At 43.6% G+C, this 19,151-nt stretch carries 17 protein-coding genes; 10 read left to right on the top strand and 7 right to left on the bottom strand.

Annotation, left to right across the window (positions count from 1 at the left end; translation table 11 throughout):
- Window positions 1-27: 27 nt before the first annotated feature.
- From ACFGVS_RS18545 to ACFGVS_RS18560, 4 genes are all read right to left on the bottom strand, one after another.
- A complete protein-coding gene (locus tag ACFGVS_RS18545; RefSeq protein ID WP_090651612.1) occupies window positions 28-963 on the bottom strand; it encodes a hydrogen peroxide-inducible genes activator in 936 nt (311 codons plus the stop codon).
- A gap of 174 nt (window positions 964-1,137) precedes the next feature.
- Window positions 1,138-2,973 (bottom strand): glutamine--fructose-6-phosphate transaminase (isomerizing), encoded by a 1,836-nt coding sequence (gene glmS, locus ACFGVS_RS18550; protein ID WP_439695098.1) that lies wholly within the window; start codon window positions 2,971-2,973, stop codon window positions 1,138-1,140.
- Window positions 2,974-3,160: 187 nt separating this feature from the next.
- A complete protein-coding gene (locus tag ACFGVS_RS18555; RefSeq protein ID WP_439695099.1) occupies window positions 3,161-4,567 on the bottom strand; it encodes a DUF4270 family protein in 1,407 nt (468 codons plus the stop codon).
- Between the two features lie 15 nt (window positions 4,568-4,582).
- Window positions 4,583-5,407 carry a glycogen/starch synthase gene (locus ACFGVS_RS18560; protein WP_090651609.1) on the bottom strand — a complete coding sequence of 275 codons (825 nt, stop codon included), beginning with the start codon at window positions 5,405-5,407 and terminating at the stop codon, window positions 4,583-4,585.
- A 154-nt stretch (window positions 5,408-5,561) separates the two neighbouring features.
- Here ACFGVS_RS18560 and panC point away from each other — a divergent pair, with 154 nt between their 5' ends.
- The 3 genes from panC to ACFGVS_RS18575 all read left to right on the top strand — a co-directional run bounded on the left by panC (window position 5,562) and on the right by ACFGVS_RS18575 (window position 7,860).
- Window positions 5,562-6,392, top strand: a complete 831-nt coding sequence (panC, locus tag ACFGVS_RS18565; protein WP_439695100.1) for a pantoate--beta-alanine ligase — start codon at window positions 5,562-5,564, stop codon at window positions 6,390-6,392.
- Between the two features lie 116 nt (window positions 6,393-6,508).
- On the top strand, window positions 6,509-6,859 hold the full coding sequence (panD, locus tag ACFGVS_RS18570) for an aspartate 1-decarboxylase (RefSeq protein WP_090651607.1): 351 nt from the start codon (window positions 6,509-6,511) through the stop codon (window positions 6,857-6,859).
- Window positions 6,860-6,891: 32 nt separating this feature from the next.
- Entirely contained in the window at window positions 6,892-7,860 is a 969-nt protein-coding gene (locus tag ACFGVS_RS18575) for an energy transducer TonB (RefSeq protein WP_090651606.1), read from the top strand.
- 6 nt (window positions 7,861-7,866) lie between these two features.
- Here ACFGVS_RS18575 and ACFGVS_RS18580 read toward each other — a convergent pair whose 3' ends face one another.
- On the bottom strand, window positions 7,867-8,397 hold the full coding sequence (locus tag ACFGVS_RS18580) for a hypothetical protein (RefSeq protein WP_274210625.1): 531 nt from the start codon (window positions 8,395-8,397) through the stop codon (window positions 7,867-7,869).
- Window positions 8,398-8,492: 95 nt separating this feature from the next.
- Here ACFGVS_RS18580 and ACFGVS_RS18585 point away from each other — a divergent pair, with 95 nt between their 5' ends.
- The 4 genes from ACFGVS_RS18585 to ACFGVS_RS18600 all read left to right on the top strand — a co-directional run bounded on the left by ACFGVS_RS18585 (window position 8,493) and on the right by ACFGVS_RS18600 (window position 13,689).
- A complete protein-coding gene (locus ACFGVS_RS18585) occupies window positions 8,493-9,062 on the top strand; it encodes a Crp/Fnr family transcriptional regulator (RefSeq protein ID WP_090651604.1) in 570 nt (189 codons plus the stop codon).
- 73 nt (window positions 9,063-9,135) lie between these two features.
- Window positions 9,136-9,855 (top strand): sterol desaturase family protein, encoded by a 720-nt coding sequence (locus tag ACFGVS_RS18590; protein ID WP_090651603.1) that lies wholly within the window; start codon window positions 9,136-9,138, stop codon window positions 9,853-9,855.
- Between the two features lie 165 nt (window positions 9,856-10,020).
- Window positions 10,021-12,837 carry a carbamoyl-phosphate synthase large subunit gene (gene carB, locus ACFGVS_RS18595; protein ID WP_439695101.1) on the top strand — a complete coding sequence of 939 codons (2,817 nt, stop codon included), beginning with the start codon at window positions 10,021-10,023 and terminating at the stop codon, window positions 12,835-12,837.
- Window positions 12,838-12,999: 162 nt separating this feature from the next.
- On the top strand, window positions 13,000-13,689 hold the full coding sequence (locus ACFGVS_RS18600) for a hypothetical protein (RefSeq protein WP_439695102.1): 690 nt from the start codon (window positions 13,000-13,002) through the stop codon (window positions 13,687-13,689).
- A 65-nt stretch (window positions 13,690-13,754) separates the two neighbouring features.
- On the opposite strand, the gene ACFGVS_RS18605 is transcribed toward ACFGVS_RS18600, so the two are convergent.
- A complete protein-coding gene (locus ACFGVS_RS18605) occupies window positions 13,755-14,219 on the bottom strand; it encodes a DUF4920 domain-containing protein (RefSeq protein WP_439695103.1) in 465 nt (154 codons plus the stop codon).
- A gap of 256 nt (window positions 14,220-14,475) precedes the next feature.
- Between ACFGVS_RS18605 and ACFGVS_RS18610 the strand changes: the two genes are divergently transcribed.
- Window positions 14,476-15,852, top strand: coding sequence for an NHL repeat-containing protein (locus ACFGVS_RS18610; protein WP_439695104.1), 1,377 nt, complete (start codon window positions 14,476-14,478; stop codon window positions 15,850-15,852).
- A gap of 96 nt (window positions 15,853-15,948) precedes the next feature.
- On the opposite strand, the gene radA is transcribed toward ACFGVS_RS18610, so the two are convergent.
- Window positions 15,949-17,424, bottom strand: coding sequence for a DNA repair protein RadA (gene radA / locus ACFGVS_RS18615; RefSeq protein WP_090651599.1), 1,476 nt, complete (start codon window positions 17,422-17,424; stop codon window positions 15,949-15,951).
- A 468-nt stretch (window positions 17,425-17,892) separates the two neighbouring features.
- On the opposite strand from radA, the gene ACFGVS_RS18620 reads away from it, so the two are divergent.
- Both ACFGVS_RS18620 and ACFGVS_RS18625 read left to right on the top strand, forming a co-directional pair.
- On the top strand, window positions 17,893-18,471 hold the full coding sequence (locus ACFGVS_RS18620) for a Crp/Fnr family transcriptional regulator (protein WP_439695105.1): 579 nt from the start codon (window positions 17,893-17,895) through the stop codon (window positions 18,469-18,471).
- 121 nt (window positions 18,472-18,592) lie between these two features.
- A complete protein-coding gene (locus tag ACFGVS_RS18625) occupies window positions 18,593-19,147 on the top strand; it encodes an isochorismatase family cysteine hydrolase (protein WP_439695106.1) in 555 nt (184 codons plus the stop codon).
- Window positions 19,148-19,151: the final 4 nt, after the last annotated feature.

The following is a 19,151-nucleotide window of genomic DNA, read 5'->3' on the forward strand; positions in this document are numbered from 1 at the left end:
AAATCGAACATCCAAGATCCCAAATCCCTATATATCCATTACCTCTTTTTTCTTTTTGCTTTTCATTCGTTTGGGTACAAACTCAAGGATTTCATTTTTGAGGGCTTCAATCAGGCGGCGTTTCAAAAAGTTGCGCTGGATAACTATGCTTACTTCACGGGCCGGTTCGGGCGTTTTAAAGTATCGGACCTTGTCGAGCTGTTTATCGGTTAAATCGGTGAGGGCAAGTTCGGGTAATATCGTGGCGCCGTTGTTTTGGTCAACCATGCGTTTAAGGGTTTCAACACTACCTGTATTGTATTCAAAATGCTGGAAGCCTTTGGTGGCCTTGCGGCGCTGGCAAATATTTAATACCTGTTCGCGCATGCAGTGCCCCTCGTTCAGGATCCAGATTTCCTCCATATCAATATCGTCGGGCGTGATACTTTTCTTTTTGGATAGTTTGCTATTTTTAGACACGTAGGCCACGAAGTTTTCGTAAAAAACAGGTATCTCGGTTAAGTTACTTTCATGTAGCGGCGTTGATAATATACCACAATCAATCATTCCCAATTTCAATTGCTGAACGATCTCCTCGGTGGTTTGTTCCCATACAATAAGCTTTACCTGCGGGTATTTTTCGATAAAACCGTGAATGATCTTCGGCAATATATAGGGCGATACAGTAGGGATAATGCCAACCCTTAACTCGCCTGATAACTCTTTTTGCCTGTCGGTAATAATTTCTTTGATCTTTTCACTTTCAGACAACATAATGCGTGCCTGGGTAATTATTTCTATACCAATTTCGGTTGGTGTTACGGGTTGTTTGCTGCGGTCAAATATTTTTACGCCAAGGGTATCCTCCAGTTTCTGTACCTGCATACTTAGGGTTGGCTGGGTAATAAAACATTTTTCGGCGGCTAAAACAAAGCTGCGGTAAGTATCAACTGCTACAATGTATTCAAGCTGGGTTATGGTCATTTTTATATAGATAAATACTATGCAAATATAAAATTTTATTAGTTTTATCTATTTTGGATTTGGGATATTAGAGTTGAGATGTGAGACACTTTGCAAAAGGCAAAAAAATAAGATTTCCAACCCCAGTGAAGCCGCCTCAAATCTCACATCTAATATCTCACATCTAAATCCCCCCTACTCCACCGTTACCGATTTTGCCAAATTTCGTGGCTGATCTACATTACAACCGCGCATTACGGCTATGTGGTAAGCTAATAGTTGTAATGGGATAGTAGCAATAAGCGGCACAAATGCTTCGTGGGTTTGAGGTATCTCAATCACATAGTCGGCCATGTCCCTTACTTCGGTATCACCTTCGGTAACAATGGCTATTACGTGTCCTTTGCGGGCCTTTACCTCCTGTATGTTACTAATCACTTTTTCGTACGATGAGCTTTGGGTCGCAATAACAACCACCGGCATATCATCGTCAATTAGCGCTATAGGGCCATGCTTCATTTCGGCAGCGGGATAACCTTCGGCATGAATATAGGAGATCTCCTTCAGCTTTAAAGCACCTTCCAACGCTACCGGGAATGAGCTGCCCCTGCCCAGGAACAGGCAATTGGTTGAATCTTTAAATTTCGCGGCTATCTCTATAACGTGATCGTTGCATTTTAAAGCCTCCTCAACCAGTTGAGGGATCTGGTTTAATTCGGTCAAATATTCAACCAGCTTACTTTGGGTTATTTTACCACGTTGCTGGGCTATATAAAACGCTATCAGCGTTAAAACACTTACCTGGGCTGTAAACGCTTTGGTTGATGCCACCCCTATTTCGGGGCCGGCATGTGTATAAACACCGGCATGCGTAGTACGCGGAATGGATGCACCTACCACGTTACATATACCAAAAATGGTGGCGCCTTTTTCTTTAGCCAGTTCAATAGCCGCCATGGTATCGGCAGTTTCGCCTGATTGGGAGATGGCTATTACCAAATCTTTTTCAGTGATGATGGGGTTACGGTATCTAAACTCCGAGGCGTACTCCACTTCCACGGGTACGCGTGCGTATTCCTCAATCAAATACTCGCCAACCAGGCCGGCATGCCATGATGTTCCGCAAGCAATGATGATGATCCTGTCGACATTCTTCAGCTTCTCGGTGTATTCTTTAATGCCGCCCAATTGTACCTTACCTTGCTGCGGATAAATACGCCCGCGTAAACAATCGCGGATAGAACGTGGCTGCTCATATATCTCTTTTAGCATAAAGTGCTCGTATCCGCCTTTTTCCAGCATCTCCAGCTTCAGGTCGAGTTCCTGGATGTAGGGCGTTTGTACCGAGTTATCAATATTTTTTATCAGCAGACTATCCCGGTGTATGTAAGCAATTTCGTTATCGTTTAAATAGATCACGTTTTTGGTATACTCCACAATCGGCGTAGCGTCTGATGCTACAAAATACTCGCCTTTGCCCACACCTATAACCATCGGGCTGCCTTTACGCGCCGCTATTAACAGGTCGGGTTCATCTGCGCTCATGATAACAATGGCATACGCGCCAATTACTTTGGTTAAAGATACCCTTACGGCCTCCCGCAGGCCAAGCCCGGTTTGATCCATGATATCTTCTATCAGGTGGATTAACACTTCGGTATCGGTATCACTTTTAAAAATATGGCCTTTGGCAATAAGCGTTTCTTTGATGATGCCATAGTTTTCGATAATGCCATTATGTATTATCGTAAGCCTACGGTTGCCCGATGAATGTGGATGCGAATTGCGGTCGCTTGGCTCGCCGTGGGTTGCCCAGCGTGTATGGCCCATCCCTAATGACCCTTTAAGATCAATATCCTTTACAAATTTCTCAAGGTCATCAACCTTGCCGGCCTTTTTATAAACCTTAAGTTCTTTATTTAACAGCGCAACACCGGCGCTGTCATACCCCCTGTATTCTAAACGATGAAGCCCTTTTATAACGATGGGATAAGCATCCCGGTAACCTATATAACCAACAATTCCGCACATAGTAAATTTAATAAAGTGTAAATGGAGCAAAAATAATCAGCTATATAACACACTTCATAGCTTATTATTTTAATTATTTCAGAAAAACGGAAGGTTTTTAGATACTTAAAAAATAATTTTAAGAAGCCTTTTGGCCTTAAACAAAAAAATCCCCTAAGCGGGGATTCTTTTTATTTTAATTAAGCTTTTACAGCTTGGGTATCTTGGTATAAAAGATGTTCAGTTTAATGCGATAAGATGAATTATTATCGCTGCCAATCAAAATCGAACGGGCCGCAATTTGTGCGCTTGGGGTTATCCCGGTAGCCCCGGTGGTTGAATTTACTTCGGTAGCATCAATGGGCGCAATGTAAGTGCCATAATCTACGGTTTTTTTACGTATAAGATCCTGGATGTAGCTTGTAATTACAAAACGATAGGCTTTTACCGGCTCTTTGGTTGTGTTGGTGTAAAAGCCACCAAATATGCCTGCCTGGTAAAGCGGGTTTGATGCCGATGCATCCTGTATCAAAATACGCTGTTTGGCAATGTCCAATTGGTACATGGTCAGCTTAGGTAATGGCGCATACGGAATGCCGGAACCCTGAACGGGTGTTATCACCAATTCGGCCCGGTTTAACACTATCGAGTCGGGGTTGAGCTTGCTTATACCCGGGAAACCAACTTTTGCACGCAATGCACCCAGGCCTTGCAGATAAACTGTAGTTTGGGTAGTTCCCCCGGCTGTTTTGGCTTTGGTTACAGTTTCGCTGTACTGGCGCCTTATTTCGGCGGCATGAATCGGAAAGGTTAATGATACGCTTGCCGTATCAGTTGTAGTATCCTTTTTTGCCTTATAAAATACATCCAGATGCGAACCGGCAGAAGCAAGGTTTAGTTGCAATGTGCCGCCTGCATTTGTTGGCTGCGCCCTTTGTAAAGTAAGGTATAAACCTTTAACAGCATCCTGGAAAGCCGCATTGGAAGCCAAAGCAGTACCATTTGCATTAAAAAGATGATCATAAATAAATTGTTTGCTGAAAGGCACACGTAACTGAGGGGCCACTCTTTGCACAGTATCAACAGTATCTTTCCGTATCCGGGCGATGGTTAAACTATCGTGTGTGTTGGCAGTAAATGTTTTGGTTGCCAAAACAGTCCCTTGGTTAGCCCAGCGATTGGTACCGTAATAGGTTTGGTTAACCGGCTTGTCCTGTAACTGGTACACGTTTATCTTATACCGAGTCACAACAGAATCGCCATAAAACCCATCAGCATAACCCAGCACAAGCACGGCCGAATCTATAGTAAGTGTACCCGCCGGAACAGTATAAGGGGCGGTTGGCAACTGAATACCCAGTGCAACATTTGTTTTTGTTGTACCAAAAACAGGGTCAACAAACTCGCCAAGCGGTGTTTTGGTCAAACCGGATGTAACTACGGTTGCAGTATCTTCGTCAACAGTTTTAATGGTAACAGTAGTATCAACAAGCAAAGTGCCAGATGTTTGGGTTGATGTATCTACCCCTAAACCTATGCCCTCCTGGCGCTTACAGCTATTGAAAATAAAAAGACTTATTAACAGGGTCAATAAGTCTAATCTGAAAAATTTCATATATAATATTAAGTCTTATGCAACATGCACCAATTCGTCGTTGGTAATTTCGTCGTAAAAATTGTAATAATTTTCGAAATCTGCGGTAGAATCAAATTCTAAAACCGATTTATTGCTGTTTTTAACATTATTTAACACATCTGCATCGATATTATCGCTGCCTAAAACAATACCGTCTGAGTATTGGATTGCACCTGCATAAAGCGCTGTGTTGGTACCTTCTTTGTAAGCGTCAACGTGTGCTTCGGTCATGTTGCTCATGATTGCTTTTTGGGCAAAATCGGCACCAAGTTTATCACTAAAGTCATTTTCGTAAATCGAATAAATGATTTTTGAATGCTTAAAAGTTGGATCGTCTTTGTAAGTAGTTTTTAAATACGCAGGCACCAGGGCGCTTAACCATCCATGGCAATGGATAATATCAGGGGCCCATCCTAATTTTTTAACCGTTTCCAATGCACCTTTGCAAAAGAAAATCATGCGTTCGTCATTATCGGCATAAAACTTCCCGTCCTTATCACCAAACACATGTTTACGCTGAAAATATTCTTCATTATCTAAAAAATACACCTGCATACGTGCTGCCGGGATAGATGCTACCTTAATGATCAGCGGGTTATCATTATCGTTGATAATGATATTCATACCCGATAAACGGATAACTTCATGAAGCCTGTTCCTGCGCTCGTTAATATTGCCAAAACGCGGCATAAGGATCCGGATCTCGAACCCCTTCTCCTGCATTGCCTGCGGAAGTTGGCGTGTTATTTCAGCAATTTTTGTGAGTTCAAGGAAAGGAGACATTTCATGAGTTATAAACAATAGCTTAGATTTACCCATCACTTAATCAGTATTAAAAATATGTAAAGAAGTCAAAAAATTTGAGTTTGCAAATATAATCATTATTATATGAACTGTCAACGAATTGTGCAAGTAACTTTTGGTATTTTTTGCGTAAATGCACACCTTTACCAAATTTTGTAATTCAAAAGCATTGAAGATATTTACTACCAGGCAACAGGTAACCCAGCACTTTGCCAATAAAGCCAACAAAACCGTTGGCTTTGTACCTACAATGGGTGCGCTGCATAACGGCCATATATCGTTAATTAAACAGGCTCAGCAAATTAGCACCGAAGTGGTTTGCAGTATTTTTGTAAACCCTACCCAGTTTAACGACCCCAAAGACCTTGAAAAATACCCCCGCCCCATTGCTGCCGATATAGCCATGCTGGAGCAGGCCGGCTGCGATATTTTGTTTAACCCGGCGGTTGATGAGATGTATGATGATAATGAGAAATGGCATTTAGACATAGGTAGCCTGGAGCATTTGCTGGAAGGCAAATTTCGCCCCGGGCATTACCAGGGCGTAATGCAGGTGGTAAATAAACTGTTTAACATCGTGAAGCCCGACATCGCCTTTTTTGGCCAAAAAGATTACCAGCAGTTTATGGTAATCAGTAAAATGGTTAGTTTATTAAACATGCCCGTAAAGCTGGTAATGTGCCCTATTTTACGCGATGCCGACGGACTGGCCATGAGTTCGAGAAACATTCATTTAACTGTTAGCGACAGACAACACGCCCTCATATTATCAAAAACATTAACCTGGGTTAAAAGTAATTTCGGTAAAGAAAATATCCCCCAGCTTCAGCAGCAGGCCGAACAGATGATAAAAGCCGAGCCAGGCATAAACCTCGAATATTTTGAAATTGTAGATGGCGACACCTTGCTTCCGGCCAATTCAGACACAAAAACTGTAGTTGCCCTGGTGGCAGCCCGTGCAGGTAAAACAAGATTGATAGATAATATGTTGATGCTTTAGTTAATCGTTCATGGTACAGGCTGTTTATTAGGTACTGACTATGAATTAATTGTAATCTTTTTGGCCATGCACTATCAACTATGACCCATGAACAAAAAAGTTTATAACTTTGCGCCATGATTATTGAAATATTGAAGTCCAAAATTCACAGGGTGAAGGTTACTCAGGCGGAGCTGAATTATGTGGGCAGTATTACAATTGACGAAGACCTGATTGAAGCAGCCGATATTATCCCGAACGAAAAAGTTCAGATAGTGAATAACAACAACGGCGCCCGTTTTGAAACCTATGTGATAAAAGGCGAACGCGGCAGCGGCACAGTTTGCTTAAATGGTGCCACCGCCAGGCTGGCGCAGGTTGGCGATGTGGTTATCATTATGTCATACGCCTATATGGAGCGCGACGAAGCGAGAAAATATGAACCGATATTGGTATTTCCTGATGCCGATAATAAATTAATAAAGTAAATTAGTGCCGGTTTAACGCACTTGCTTTTTTAATGAAATCACTTTTAACCTTTACCTTTCTTCTTGTGGCATCGTTTTGCCTTGCCCAGCGCCAGAATGTTTATTTTTTAAAATATAACGGCAAATATGTCGATGTACGCGACAGTGCCGACTATATCAGGATAGTACGGGAGCCAGATAGCGGATCGGTGTATTACAATGTATTTGAATTTTATGTTAACGGCAAAAAAAAGCTGATTGGTAAATCTGTGACTATTGATCCGCCCAAATTCACAGGCCCGTGCGTAAGCTATTACGCAAACGGTTTCAGACAACGGGTAAGTAATTACAAAAACGGATCAAAAGTTGACGATGAAACAAACTTTTATCCCAATGGCAAGCTATACCAGCAACTATCTTACCCCGAAAACAGCGCCTTACGTGATGAAATCAGGGATGATTACCTGATAACCGCCAACCTTGATTCGCTGGGAAACCCGCAGGTTACCGACGGTAATGGCTATTACAAAGGCTATGATGATAAGTTTAAATACATTAACGAAGAAGGTAATGTAAAAAACGGAAAAAGAGATGGCCTGTGGAAGGGGGAGTTTAAAAACATTCATACCACATTTACAGAAACCTATGATAATGGAAAACTTATAAGCGGCACCGCTACAACCAGCGACGGAAAAATTACCACATATGCCCAGGCAAGAGACGTTATGCCGCAATTCAGAGGCGGCGTTGAGGGTTTTGGGCGATACCTCTCAAATCATATACAATACCCGGACTTCGCACGTGAAAGAAATATTCAAGGCCAGGTAATATTATCGTTCGTGGTAGAAAAAGACGGAAAGTTAACCGATATTAAAGTATCCAAATCAGTTGCTCCCATATTAGACGAAGAAGCCACCAGGGTACTTAAAAACTCACCAAAATGGATTCCGGGAACTTCTATGGGTTCGCCTGTAAGGGTATATTTCTCTGTTCCTGTCAATTTCGCTTTAAGCGGAAAGTAATAATAACTATCGCTCCCTTGGCTCGGCGCCTATGCTTAACGATACCTTGAGTTCCACATCGGTGCTAACTGCTTTACGTAGCAGGTAAACCATCCTGATGCGCGCGCTTGGCTCCCTTACAATTTCGTCTAAAAAATGCGAATTGTCTATGTCCAGCACAACACTATTACCAACATTGGCAGTAATATCTTTACGAATGGCAACCAGCACCTCATCACTACCATCAGCCTTGGCCATATAAATCCTTAATGCAGCAATATTACCAATGTTATAATCCGATGGGTTTTTTGATTGTAGCTTTGCCGATATAATACGAACTTCACTTATCCGGTTTGCATTATTGCCATCTTTGGTAAAATCCTGGTCGAAGCTGTTAGCCGTACTTATGGCGGTATGTGGCTGATCGACCGATGACGATGCCGGAATTACCAGGTTAGCCGTATAAGGAAAGGTAGATTTCATGATTGACTGCAGCATACCACAGCTCCCGAGCAGGAAAATAGCGGCAAACAGAAAAAATGTATGTTTCTTCATCATAATTTATCGCTGTAAGGTAATTGTACATTACTACAATTACAAGTTTAATTGGTTTTATAGGTAATTTATACCTTGTATAAATATATTAAGATTTTATGGAAACAAATGGTTTATTGCAAGTACTTAATAATATAAATATCCTAACACCCCAGATAAAAAGCCAACTTGAGTCATATCTGGTTGAAGACCATTATGCTAAGAAATCAATCCTGTTAAAAGCAGGACAGGTGTCGCAACGGATTTATTTTGTAAAACAAGGCTTTACCAGAGCCTACTACCACAAAGGGGGCAGCGAATTTACCAGCTGGTTTATGGGCAAAGGTGAAATTATAGTATCGGTTTATAGTTTCTTCTCCAGGAAGCCATCGTTCGAAAATATCCAGGTGTTGGAAGATAGCGTATTGCAGTCCATCAATTGGGATCAACTTCAAAATATTTATAAAAATCATCCGGAGTTTAATTTAACCGGCCGGCTAATTACCGAGCAATACTATATCCGCAGCGAAGAGCGCGCCATTAACCTGCAAACACTTACCGCAAAGCAGCGCTATGAAAACCTGTTATCCTCCTATCCCGACATTCTTCAGAAGGCATCTCTGGGGCAAATAGCATCATTTTTAAGTATTAAACAAGAAACCTTAAGCAGGATAAGAGCTAAAGGGTAACGTTTTTTGATATAAGTCAAAACTTATTGACCTGTTTGGCACCGAGATTTGATTTAATCAAAAACATAAAATTATGCTTTATATCATCTTAGCTTGTTTCGCAGTTTGTTTCATTATTGAAAAGCTTTCACCCGGGTGGAAACTCCCCCAGGTACCTACCTGGACCATCAGGGTGCTTGCTATTAATTTTGTTCAGTTACTTATTGTAGTTATTGCCGGTTATAGCTGGGAAAAATGGCTGTCAGGCTATTCTCTATTCTTCCTGTCGCACCATATGCCCAATTGGCTTGGCGGAGTGGTGGCGTATTTTATAGCAACTTTTATATTTTATTGGTGGCACAGGTGGCGCCATCAGAGTGACTTTTTATGGAGGCATTTTCACCAGATACACCATAGCGCCCAGCGTATTGAAGTGATAACGTCGTTTTATAAACATCCCCTGGAGATGACTGTGAACTCAGTAATAGGCAGTTTACTGGCGTACACGCTGCTTGGCTTAAGCCCCGAGGCAGGAGCTATATATACTTTGTGTACCGCTTTGGGCGAATTTTTCTATCACACCAATATTAAAACTCCAAAATGGATAGGTTACATTTTCCAGCGACCCGAGATGCACCGTATCCATCACGAGTACGAAAAACACAGCAATAATTATGGCGATATTGTTTGGTGGGATATGTTATTTGGTACGTACATCAATCCGCAAAACTTTACAACATCATGCGGATTTGATACCGACAAGGAGCTAAAACTCACCGAAATGCTAAAATTTAAGGACGTACATAAAATATAAATATTAATTCAAAAAAAAGATTAATTGTGTGCTTCAAAACTCTATCTTTGCACCCCGACACTGAGGTCGGGATTTCTCGCCTTCAGTGCATAGGAAAAATCGTTTACTGGCCTGCAAAAAGCCGGTAACTTTTGACTTAGAACTTTTGATTTAAAAAAAAGCCCTATGCCCAAAGATAATTCCATCAAATCCGTTCTGATCATCGGCTCTGGCCCCATCATTATTGGCCAGGCCTGCGAATTTGATTACGCCGGCTCGCAAGCCGCCCTTTCCCTTAAAGACGAAGGCATCACCGTTTCCATTATCAACAGCAACCCCGCCACTATCATGACGGATAAGGTTATTGGCGATCATGTTTACCTGCTGCCCCTAACCTGCGCAAGTATCGAGCAGATACTTAACGAGCGGCAAATTGACGCGGTACTGCCTACCATGGGTGGCCAAACAGCGCTTAACCTTTGTATCGAAGCTGATGAGCAAGGTATCTGGAAAAAATACGGTGTAAAAATTGTTGGTGTTGATATAGCAGCCATCGAAAAAACCGAAAACCGCGAAGCGTTTCGCCAATTGATGGTTGATATTGGTGTAGGCGTAGCCAAATCAAAAATTGCCAACTCATTTCTGGAAGGTAAAGAAGCCGCGCAGGAAATTGGTTTCCCGCTGGTTATCCGCCCAAGCTATACGCTTGGCGGTAAAGGTGCCGGCTTTGTACACAAAAAAGAAGATTTTGATGCTGCATTAAGCAAAGGCCTACAGGCATCGCCTACCCACGAGGTTTTGGTTGAACAAGCCGTTATAGGTTGGAAAGAATACGAATTAGAGTTGTTGCGAGATAATAACGACAACGTAATTATCATCTGCTCTATCGAAAACTTCGACCCGATGGGTATCCATACCGGCGACTCGATAACCGTAGCCCCGGCCATGACCCTGAGTGACCGCTGCTACCAAGATATGCGCAACCAGGCCATCCGCATGATGCGCGCCATTGGTAACTTCGCGGGTGGCTGTAACGTACAGTTCTCGGTTAACCCGGCCGATGAAGCCATCATCGCCATTGAAATTAACCCACGGGTATCGCGCTCTTCGGCACTGGCATCAAAAGCAACTGGTTACCCGATTGCTAAAATTGCTGCTAAGCTGGCCATAGGTTATAACCTTGATGAAATAGAAAACCAGATCACCAAAACAACTTCGGCTTATTTTGAGCCTACTTTGGATTACGTGATTGTTAAAATACCACGCTGGAACTTTGATAAATTCAAAGGCGCCAACCGCGAGCTTGGCCTGCAAATGAAATCGGTAGGCGAAGTTATGGGCATTGGCCGCAGCTTTATTGAAGCACTGCAAAAAGCCTGTCAGAGTTTAGAGATAGGCCGGGCAGGTTTAGGTGCCGATGGCCGCCAAAGCCGCAACCTGGAAGAGATTATGTACAGCCTGGAGCACCCAAGCTGGGACAGGTTATTCCACATTTACGATGCTTTGAGCCTTGGCGTACCAATAGAATCGGTGCGTAAAGTTACCAAGATCGATCGCTGGTTCCTAAACCAGATTATGGATGTGGTTAACTTAGAGAACGAGCTGCGCCGTTACTCACTGAATAATATTCCCGAAGACTTCCTGTTCACCCTAAAACAAAAAGGATTCTCGGATACGCAAATAGCTTACATTTTAGGTAACGTTACTGAAGAGGATGTTTACCAGCGCCGCAAAGCCCTGGGCATTAAGCGCGTTTACAAAATGGTTGACACCTGCGCGGCAGAGTTCCCTGCAAAAACACCTTATTACTACTCTACTTACGAAGGCGAAAACGAATCTGTCTCGTCAGATAAAAAGAAGATCATCGTTTTAGGATCGGGGCCTAACCGTATTGGCCAGGGTATCGAGTTTGATTACAGCTGTGTGCACGGATTATTGGCCGCAAAAGAATCGGGCTTTGAAGCCATTATGGTTAACTGTAACCCCGAAACGGTATCAACCGACTTTAACATGGCCGATAAGCTATACTTTGAGCCGGTTTATTGGGAGCACGTGCGCGAGATCATCGAACTGGAGAAACCTTACGGTGTAATCGTTCAGCTTGGTGGCCAAACGGCTTTAAAAATGGCCGAGAAAATGCATGAGCATGGCATTAAAATCATTGGCACTTCGTTCAACGATATGGACGTAGCCGAAGACCGCGGCCGTTTTAGCGATTTGTTGAAAGAACTGAATATCCCTTACCCTAAATATGGCGTTGCCGAAAGCGCTGAAGAAGCCCTTGAAGTTGCACACCACGTTGGTTACCCGGTACTTGTTCGCCCGAGCTATGTATTAGGCGGCCAGGGCATGAGTATTGTTATTAACGATGAGGATTTGGAGAAAGCCGTTGTCGGCCTGCTTAAAAATCTGCCCGGTAACCGCGTACTGATTGACCACTTCCTTGATCGTGCCGCCGAGGCCGAATCCGACTCAATAAGCGATGGCGACGATGTACATATTGTGGGTTTAATGGAACACATTGAGCCGGCAGGTATCCACTCGGGCGATTCATTCGCAGTATTGCCGCCTTTTGATTTGTCGGATAACGTAATCAGCCAGATGGAAGAATACACGGTTAAAATTGCCAAAGCACTAAACGTTCGCGGCTTGCTTAACATCCAGTTCGCGGTTAAAAACGACCAGGTGTTTGTAATAGAGGCCAACCCACGGGCATCACGTACTGTGCCTTTTATAGCCAAAGCTTATGATGTGCCATACATCAACATAGCGGCAAAAGTAATGCTGGGTGTTGCCAAATTAAAAGACTTTACCATCGAACGCAAGCTTTGGGGCTATGCCATCAAAGAACCGGTGTTCTCATTTGATAAATTCCCTGAAGTGAATAAAGAATTAGGCCCTGAAATGAAATCGACAGGCGAGGCTATCCGCTTTATTCCTAACCTGCAGGACCCATACTTCAGGCATCTGTACAAAGAGAAATCGATGTACCTGAGCCGGTAGTTTGTAGTCTTTAGTCGGAAGTTTTGAGTTCTAAATCGAAAAAGACGGAACACTTATGACTACCAGTTAAGTACTTATGACTAAAAAGTGGTTTAAAAGCTTATAGAATTTCTCTGTCGCTTAGGGGGCAGGGAAATTATGGTTAAATTTAGTTGCTATACTTTGAAAGTTAATTTGAATAATAACCAGGCGTTCAATCTTAATAATGTTGACCCTGAGGATTTAGGTGACGTTCTTGTAAAAATTGAAAGATCATTTAATATTAGTTTCGAAGATACATCTGTGCGGGATGTAAAAACCTTTGGTAAACTTTGCGATATTGTTGTTGAAAAGATAAAACATGTAAACAACGAAAGCTGTACCACCCAGCAAGCATTTTACAAAATCAGGAATGCCATTAACTGTACCATTACCGCTCCAAGGGAATTGGTAAAACCCCAAACCCGGCTCGAAGACATTTTTCCGCGCGATAACCGTATTGTAGTTATTAATGAGATTGAACGGGAAATGGGCTTTCAGCTTAATTTATTGCAACCCAAACAAGGTGTAATTGCCGCTTTTGCATTCATACTGGCAGCATCCCTGGCTGGCTTTTTCTTTCAGCCTATCGTAGCTGCTTTTGGCCTGGCAATTGCCCTTTCGGGATTTGCCCTTGCAGGCAGGTTTGGTAAAGAACTGAAAGTAAAAACCCTTGGCGACTTGGCCGAAAAAGTGGCAAGGGAACATTATCTTAAATGCAGGCGCGATGCTGCCACCGTTAACCGCGCCGAAGTAGCACAAAAAGTTAAAGAACTTTTAAGCCATGACCTGTTTCTTGAGCCCGCGGCGCTAACCCGCAATGCCAAATTTTAATTCAACTTCAATGTATCATATATTGAGAAAGGCCCGGTTAAGGGCCTTTGTTGTTTGTTAAAGGCTCACTTATCAATCAATAAGCCCTTTACCTCAAAAGTCACCCGTCGTTTAGGGTCTGTTTTTATCTTGTGTTGTTTTTTGCCGCTTACCGTATCGCCCGCCAAATGCTGCAGGTCATCAGCAATAAACATTTTTTCGGCCACGCCTTCCATAATCACGGTACGGCCAGCCAGTTGGGTTGGCAGTGTAACGTTGTAATTTTTAAAATGGGCTTCAATTATTTTACCGCCACCTGCATCTACATCAAACAAGCCGCCTTTTTCTTTAGTCACTTTTATGATCTTGCCCTCAACAGTGGTACTTATCCGTGTTTTTTTACCCATAAAGGCTTCCAGCTTATTGGCAGTTATCATGGCCATGGTATCTGGCTTTTGGCCGTAAACCATACCATGGGGTAGCGGTATGTGCTTTTGAGCAAATACCACTACGGGCATTAGCAGCATAATGAGTAACACGGATACTTTCATAGCAATTGCTTGTTTTTACTTAACACCATAACCTGCAAAAAGTTGCATACTTAGTTTACCGGCCTGTCACTGTTACATTTTGTGGTTATTAGCCGTATTATATTCACTTTAAACTCATTTATTTTTAGTCAATTTGCTGCCGGCCTTTATTTAAGTGTTAATGAATGTTAAAATATTAGTTTTAGGTAACAAGCTTTGCCAAGTTGTTTATTTTTACAGCTGATAATACCGTGCCCATTAATTCATATTATTTCAAATGAACAAAAATCTTACTAATTCCATTCTGTTTACGGCAGCGCTGTTTACTATATCGTTAACCCAAACAGGATGTGTTAAAAGCAATGATGCTACTCCTGGCGTAGTGCCCGTTATATCTACCATTGATGTGGTTAAAGATGCGGCCGATACCAGTGCCCATAGCGGCGGTTTTATTACCGAAGCACTTACTTATGCCGTATCAACCTATGGCGTATGCTGGAGCACAACAAATTCAACCCCGACTACTGCCGATTCAAAAACTGCCGATACTGTTAACTATTTAACCTATACCAGTAAAATGAAAGGTTTAAAAGTTAATACCAAATATTATGTACGGGCCTATGCAACCAATTCTGTTGGTACCGGCTATGGCAAAGTTGTAGAGTTTACCACCGGCGCCGATCTGACATCGAAAGTAGGCACCGTGAGCACATTTGTGGGTAACAGTAGTGCCGGCTTCATTGATGGGGACGGAACCGCAGCGTCTTTTTATAGTCCGCAAGGTATCACAATCGGCAGTACAGGTACTATTTATATAGCCGATGCTTTTAACAGCGCCATCAGGACTGTTACTACCGGCGGAACGGTAAACACGTTAACCGGTAACGGAGCTATTGGATATGTAGATGGCTCATTGGCCAACGCCCGTTTTTATGCTCCGCAAAGCTTGGTAACCGATGCGACCGGCAATATATATGTAGCCGATTTTAGCAATAACGTTATCCGGAAAATAACGCCTGCAGGCGTGGTAAGCACATTGGCGGGTAGCGGCAGCGCAGGTTATGACGATGGAACAGGCACAGCGGCCTCATTTAACAACCCTCGCGGCCTGGTGATTGACGGTTCGGGTAACCTTTACGTAGCCGACAGGGGCAATAACCTGGTTCGTAAGGTTACTGCGGCTGGTGTGGTAACCACATTTGCCGGCAACAGGACAGCTGCCTGGGTTGATAACACTACTGCCACCACTGCTTCGTTTAACAAGCCATCGGGGCTTGCTATAGATGCATCAGGCAATATTTATGTAGCCGACGCGCTAAATTATTCAATCCGCAAAATAACATCAGCTGGTGTAGTTAGCACTTATTTGGGCGATCCTAAACACCAGGTTATCGGTTCGCCATCGGCATTAACATTTGATGCCAAAGGAAACCTTTTTATAGCCGACCAAACAGGCCGTATTTTTGAAATTACCACCGATAAAGTATTACTGCCACTTGCAGGCCTTAGCGCCACAGCCGGCTTTGCCGAAGGCAGTGGTAAAAACGCACTTTTTGCATCGCCACAAGGCGTAGCCGCCGATGCAAGCGGCAACCTGTACATTGCAGATTCGGGCAATAACCGTATCCGTAAAATTGTATTGCCATCTTTATAGTAGGTGAAAGGATAAAGGCGAAAGGTGAAAGGTAGCTGCGTTAGCGCATGTCCCAACAAGGTGAAACAACCGGGCTTCACCTTTCACCTTTCACCTCTATCCAAACAATTGCCCAAATACCTCTTCGATGCTGCTTACTATTTTGATATCAATATCATAGCGGGATAAGTCCATACGTTTTTTGTCCTGCCCGCCGGATGGGAGGTTGTACTTGGAGATAAAGATCTGGTTAAAGCCCAGCTTTTGGGCTTCGGCAATACGCTGCTCAACACGGTTTACTGCCCTAATCTCGCCAGATAGGCCAATTTCGCCTGCAAAGCATGTTTTGAAGGGAATGGGCATATCTTCATGCGACGATATAATGGCTGCAGCCAGGCCCAGGTCAATCGCAGGGTCTTCTACCCTAATGCCGCCCGTAATATTCAGGAATACATCTTTAGCTGCCAGCCTGAAACCGCATCGTTTTTCTAATACGGCCAGCAACATGCTCATTCGTTTGGTATCAAAGCCTGTTGCAGTACGCTGAGGAGTACCGTAGGCAGATGCACTTACCAATGCCTGGGTTTCTATCAGCATGGGCCTCATCCCCTCTAAAGTGGCCGATATGGTGATGCCGCTCAGGGGTTCGTCGCGGTGCGATAGCAGGATTTCTGAGGGGTTAGATACCTCCCTCAGCCCTTCACCCATCATTTCGTAAATGCCCAGCTCAGATGCCGAGCCAAAACGGTTTTTTATCGTACGCAGAATGCGGTAAACATGGTGCCTGTCGCCTTCAAACTGCAGCACTGTATCAACCATGTGTTCCAGTATTTTAGGGCCGGCAATCGCACCGTCCTTGGTAATATGCCCTATCAGGAACACCGGCGTAGAGGTTTCTTTGGCAAAACGCAGCATTTCGGCCGTACACTCCCGTACCTGTGATACACTCCCCGGCGTCGATTCGATGTGCGATGAGTGCAGCGTCTGGATAGAATCTATTACCACCAGATCGGGCTCCAGAGCCTCTATTTGCTTAAATATGTTTTGGGTGGAGGTTTCACAAAGTATGTAAGAGCCCCCCCCGTCCCCTAAAGGGGGAGCCTCCGAATTAACCATCGCCGAGCTATTCCTTTTTGCTCCCCCTCCAAGGGGCTGGGGGGCTGTTAATCGTTCTGCCCTCATCTTAATCTGTCTTTCGCTTTCCTCGCCCGATACATACAACACCTTCAGGTTGGGCATATTAAGCGCCAGTTGCAGCATCAGGGTCGATTTACCTATGCCCGGCTCACCTCCTATAAGCACTAATGAGCCGGCCACTATCCCGCCTCCCAAAACGCGGTTAAATTCTTTATCGGGGGTAAGTACCCTATCCTCCTCGTTAAAGGTAATATCGGCTACCTGTACGGGCTTGTTGGCGCGTTGCTGGGTATTGGATGTTACCTTCCAGGTTGGTACGGCATTGCTGGTATTACCTTTTTCTATAATTTCTTCAACAAAAGTGTTCCATTGCTGGCACGATGGGCATTTACCCAACCATTTGGGCGATTCGAAGCCGCAGCTTTGGCAGAAATAGGCAATTTTAGTTTTGGCCATGGAGATTTGATGTGCAGATTTTAAATTTCAAATGTGCAAATGGTGGAATTTGCATTGTATACACAAATATGTGGATAAATTTTCTGACTTACTAATTTATTTAGCAATTGCCACTTCTACCCTTCATTTTTTATCTCAAAACAGACAGCACCTCAACTCGTTGAAAATCAAACATATAACAAATTAAACAAAACCAAAAATATATAATTAATTGAAAATGAACGAATTAACTATCACCCAACTTCACCTGCCGATACCCTCCGACACCCATAGTACATCCTTTCGGTACCTTTTGAATACCCTTTGCCCACCTTTTGGATACCTTTCTGCATCCCCGGCTTTTCGGAGATAAAATGAGTAGTCGGGGAGGGCTATATAAAAACTAAAAACCGGATGCAAAAGCTTAAAGCTGCTTATTTTATTTAAATTACAGTAGGGTGCCGGGTACCTTATTCTGTATCTTTGAAAATGGGTAATGCCAAACTGCTCGAATACCTCCATTTGCTGCTTCCCGAATCGTCGGAAACCGTGCCCCTTATAGCAGGGTATTTTGAGAAGAAGAACCTTAAAAAAGGTGATATCATTTTAAAGGCCGGCGAAGTTTGCCCAGCCTTTTATTTTGTAGAACACGGCCACCTGCGTACATATTACTGCAACGCCGAAGGAGCTGAAATCAATATTTACTTTCACCTGGAAGGTTCGGTAACATCCGATCATAGGAATGGCAAGGCAGGGATCCCGTCGGAATTTACCATCGCCGCAGGCGAGAAAAGCGAAATATGGGTATTAAACCGCAAAAAGTTAGAAGAACAATGCTACGCCAACTCCCAAATAATGGCTTTTGGCCGGCGGTTGCTGAGCAGCATGTTACTTGACTTAAATGCGCATAGTAACCTTTTCAAAATGTACTCGCCGGCAGAACGTTACCGGTATATCGAGAAAAACCAGCCTCATATATTACAGCGTATCACCCTCACAAACCTGGCCTCGTACCTGGGGATAAACCGGCGAACGCTTAGCCGGATCAGGGCGATAAAACGATTTTGAGACATTTGTCCCGGGCCGATCCTGCCGCAATCAGTTAATTTTACCGTTGTTTATAAAGTAATGCCGCTGAGAATATCGATTTAGCAAACCGAAGCATTTAACAAATTAAACCCGGTAAAACATGCAAAATAATACAGCTCTTTTAGTGATGGACATGCAGCTGCCCGTGGTAGCACGCCTGGGCAATCCTGAAACACTGCTTGGCAATGTGGCCAACGCTATAGCCAATGCACGCGCCGTGCAAATACCCGTTATTTATGTGGTTGTAGGTTTCAGGGCAGGCGGCCCTGAAATTAGCCGGCAAAATAAAATATTTGGCGCCACTAAAGACCGCCTTTCAGGGGTTAACCCCAACGAAATGACAAAAGTTCACCCTCGCCTAACGCCCGCAGCCAACGAGCTTGTTGTGGTAAAACGCCGTGTGAGCGCCTTTACCGGCAGCGATCTGGAAGTGATTTTAAGGGCCCAGCAAATACAACATATTGTATTAACCGGCATTGATACCAGCGGCGTAGTACTATCAACCCTGCGCGAAGCTGCCGATAAAGATTACCGCATTACGGTATTGGCAGATTGCTGCGGCGACGCAGATGAAGAAGTGCACTGTGTGCTGACTACAAAAGTTTTTGTTAGCCAGGCAGAGGTGATGACATTGGCAGATTGGGGTAAAAAATAAATGA

Origin of the sequence: Mucilaginibacter sediminis (genome assembly GCF_051903035.1) — a bacterium.
Classification (GTDB): domain Bacteria; phylum Bacteroidota; class Bacteroidia; order Sphingobacteriales; family Sphingobacteriaceae; genus Mucilaginibacter.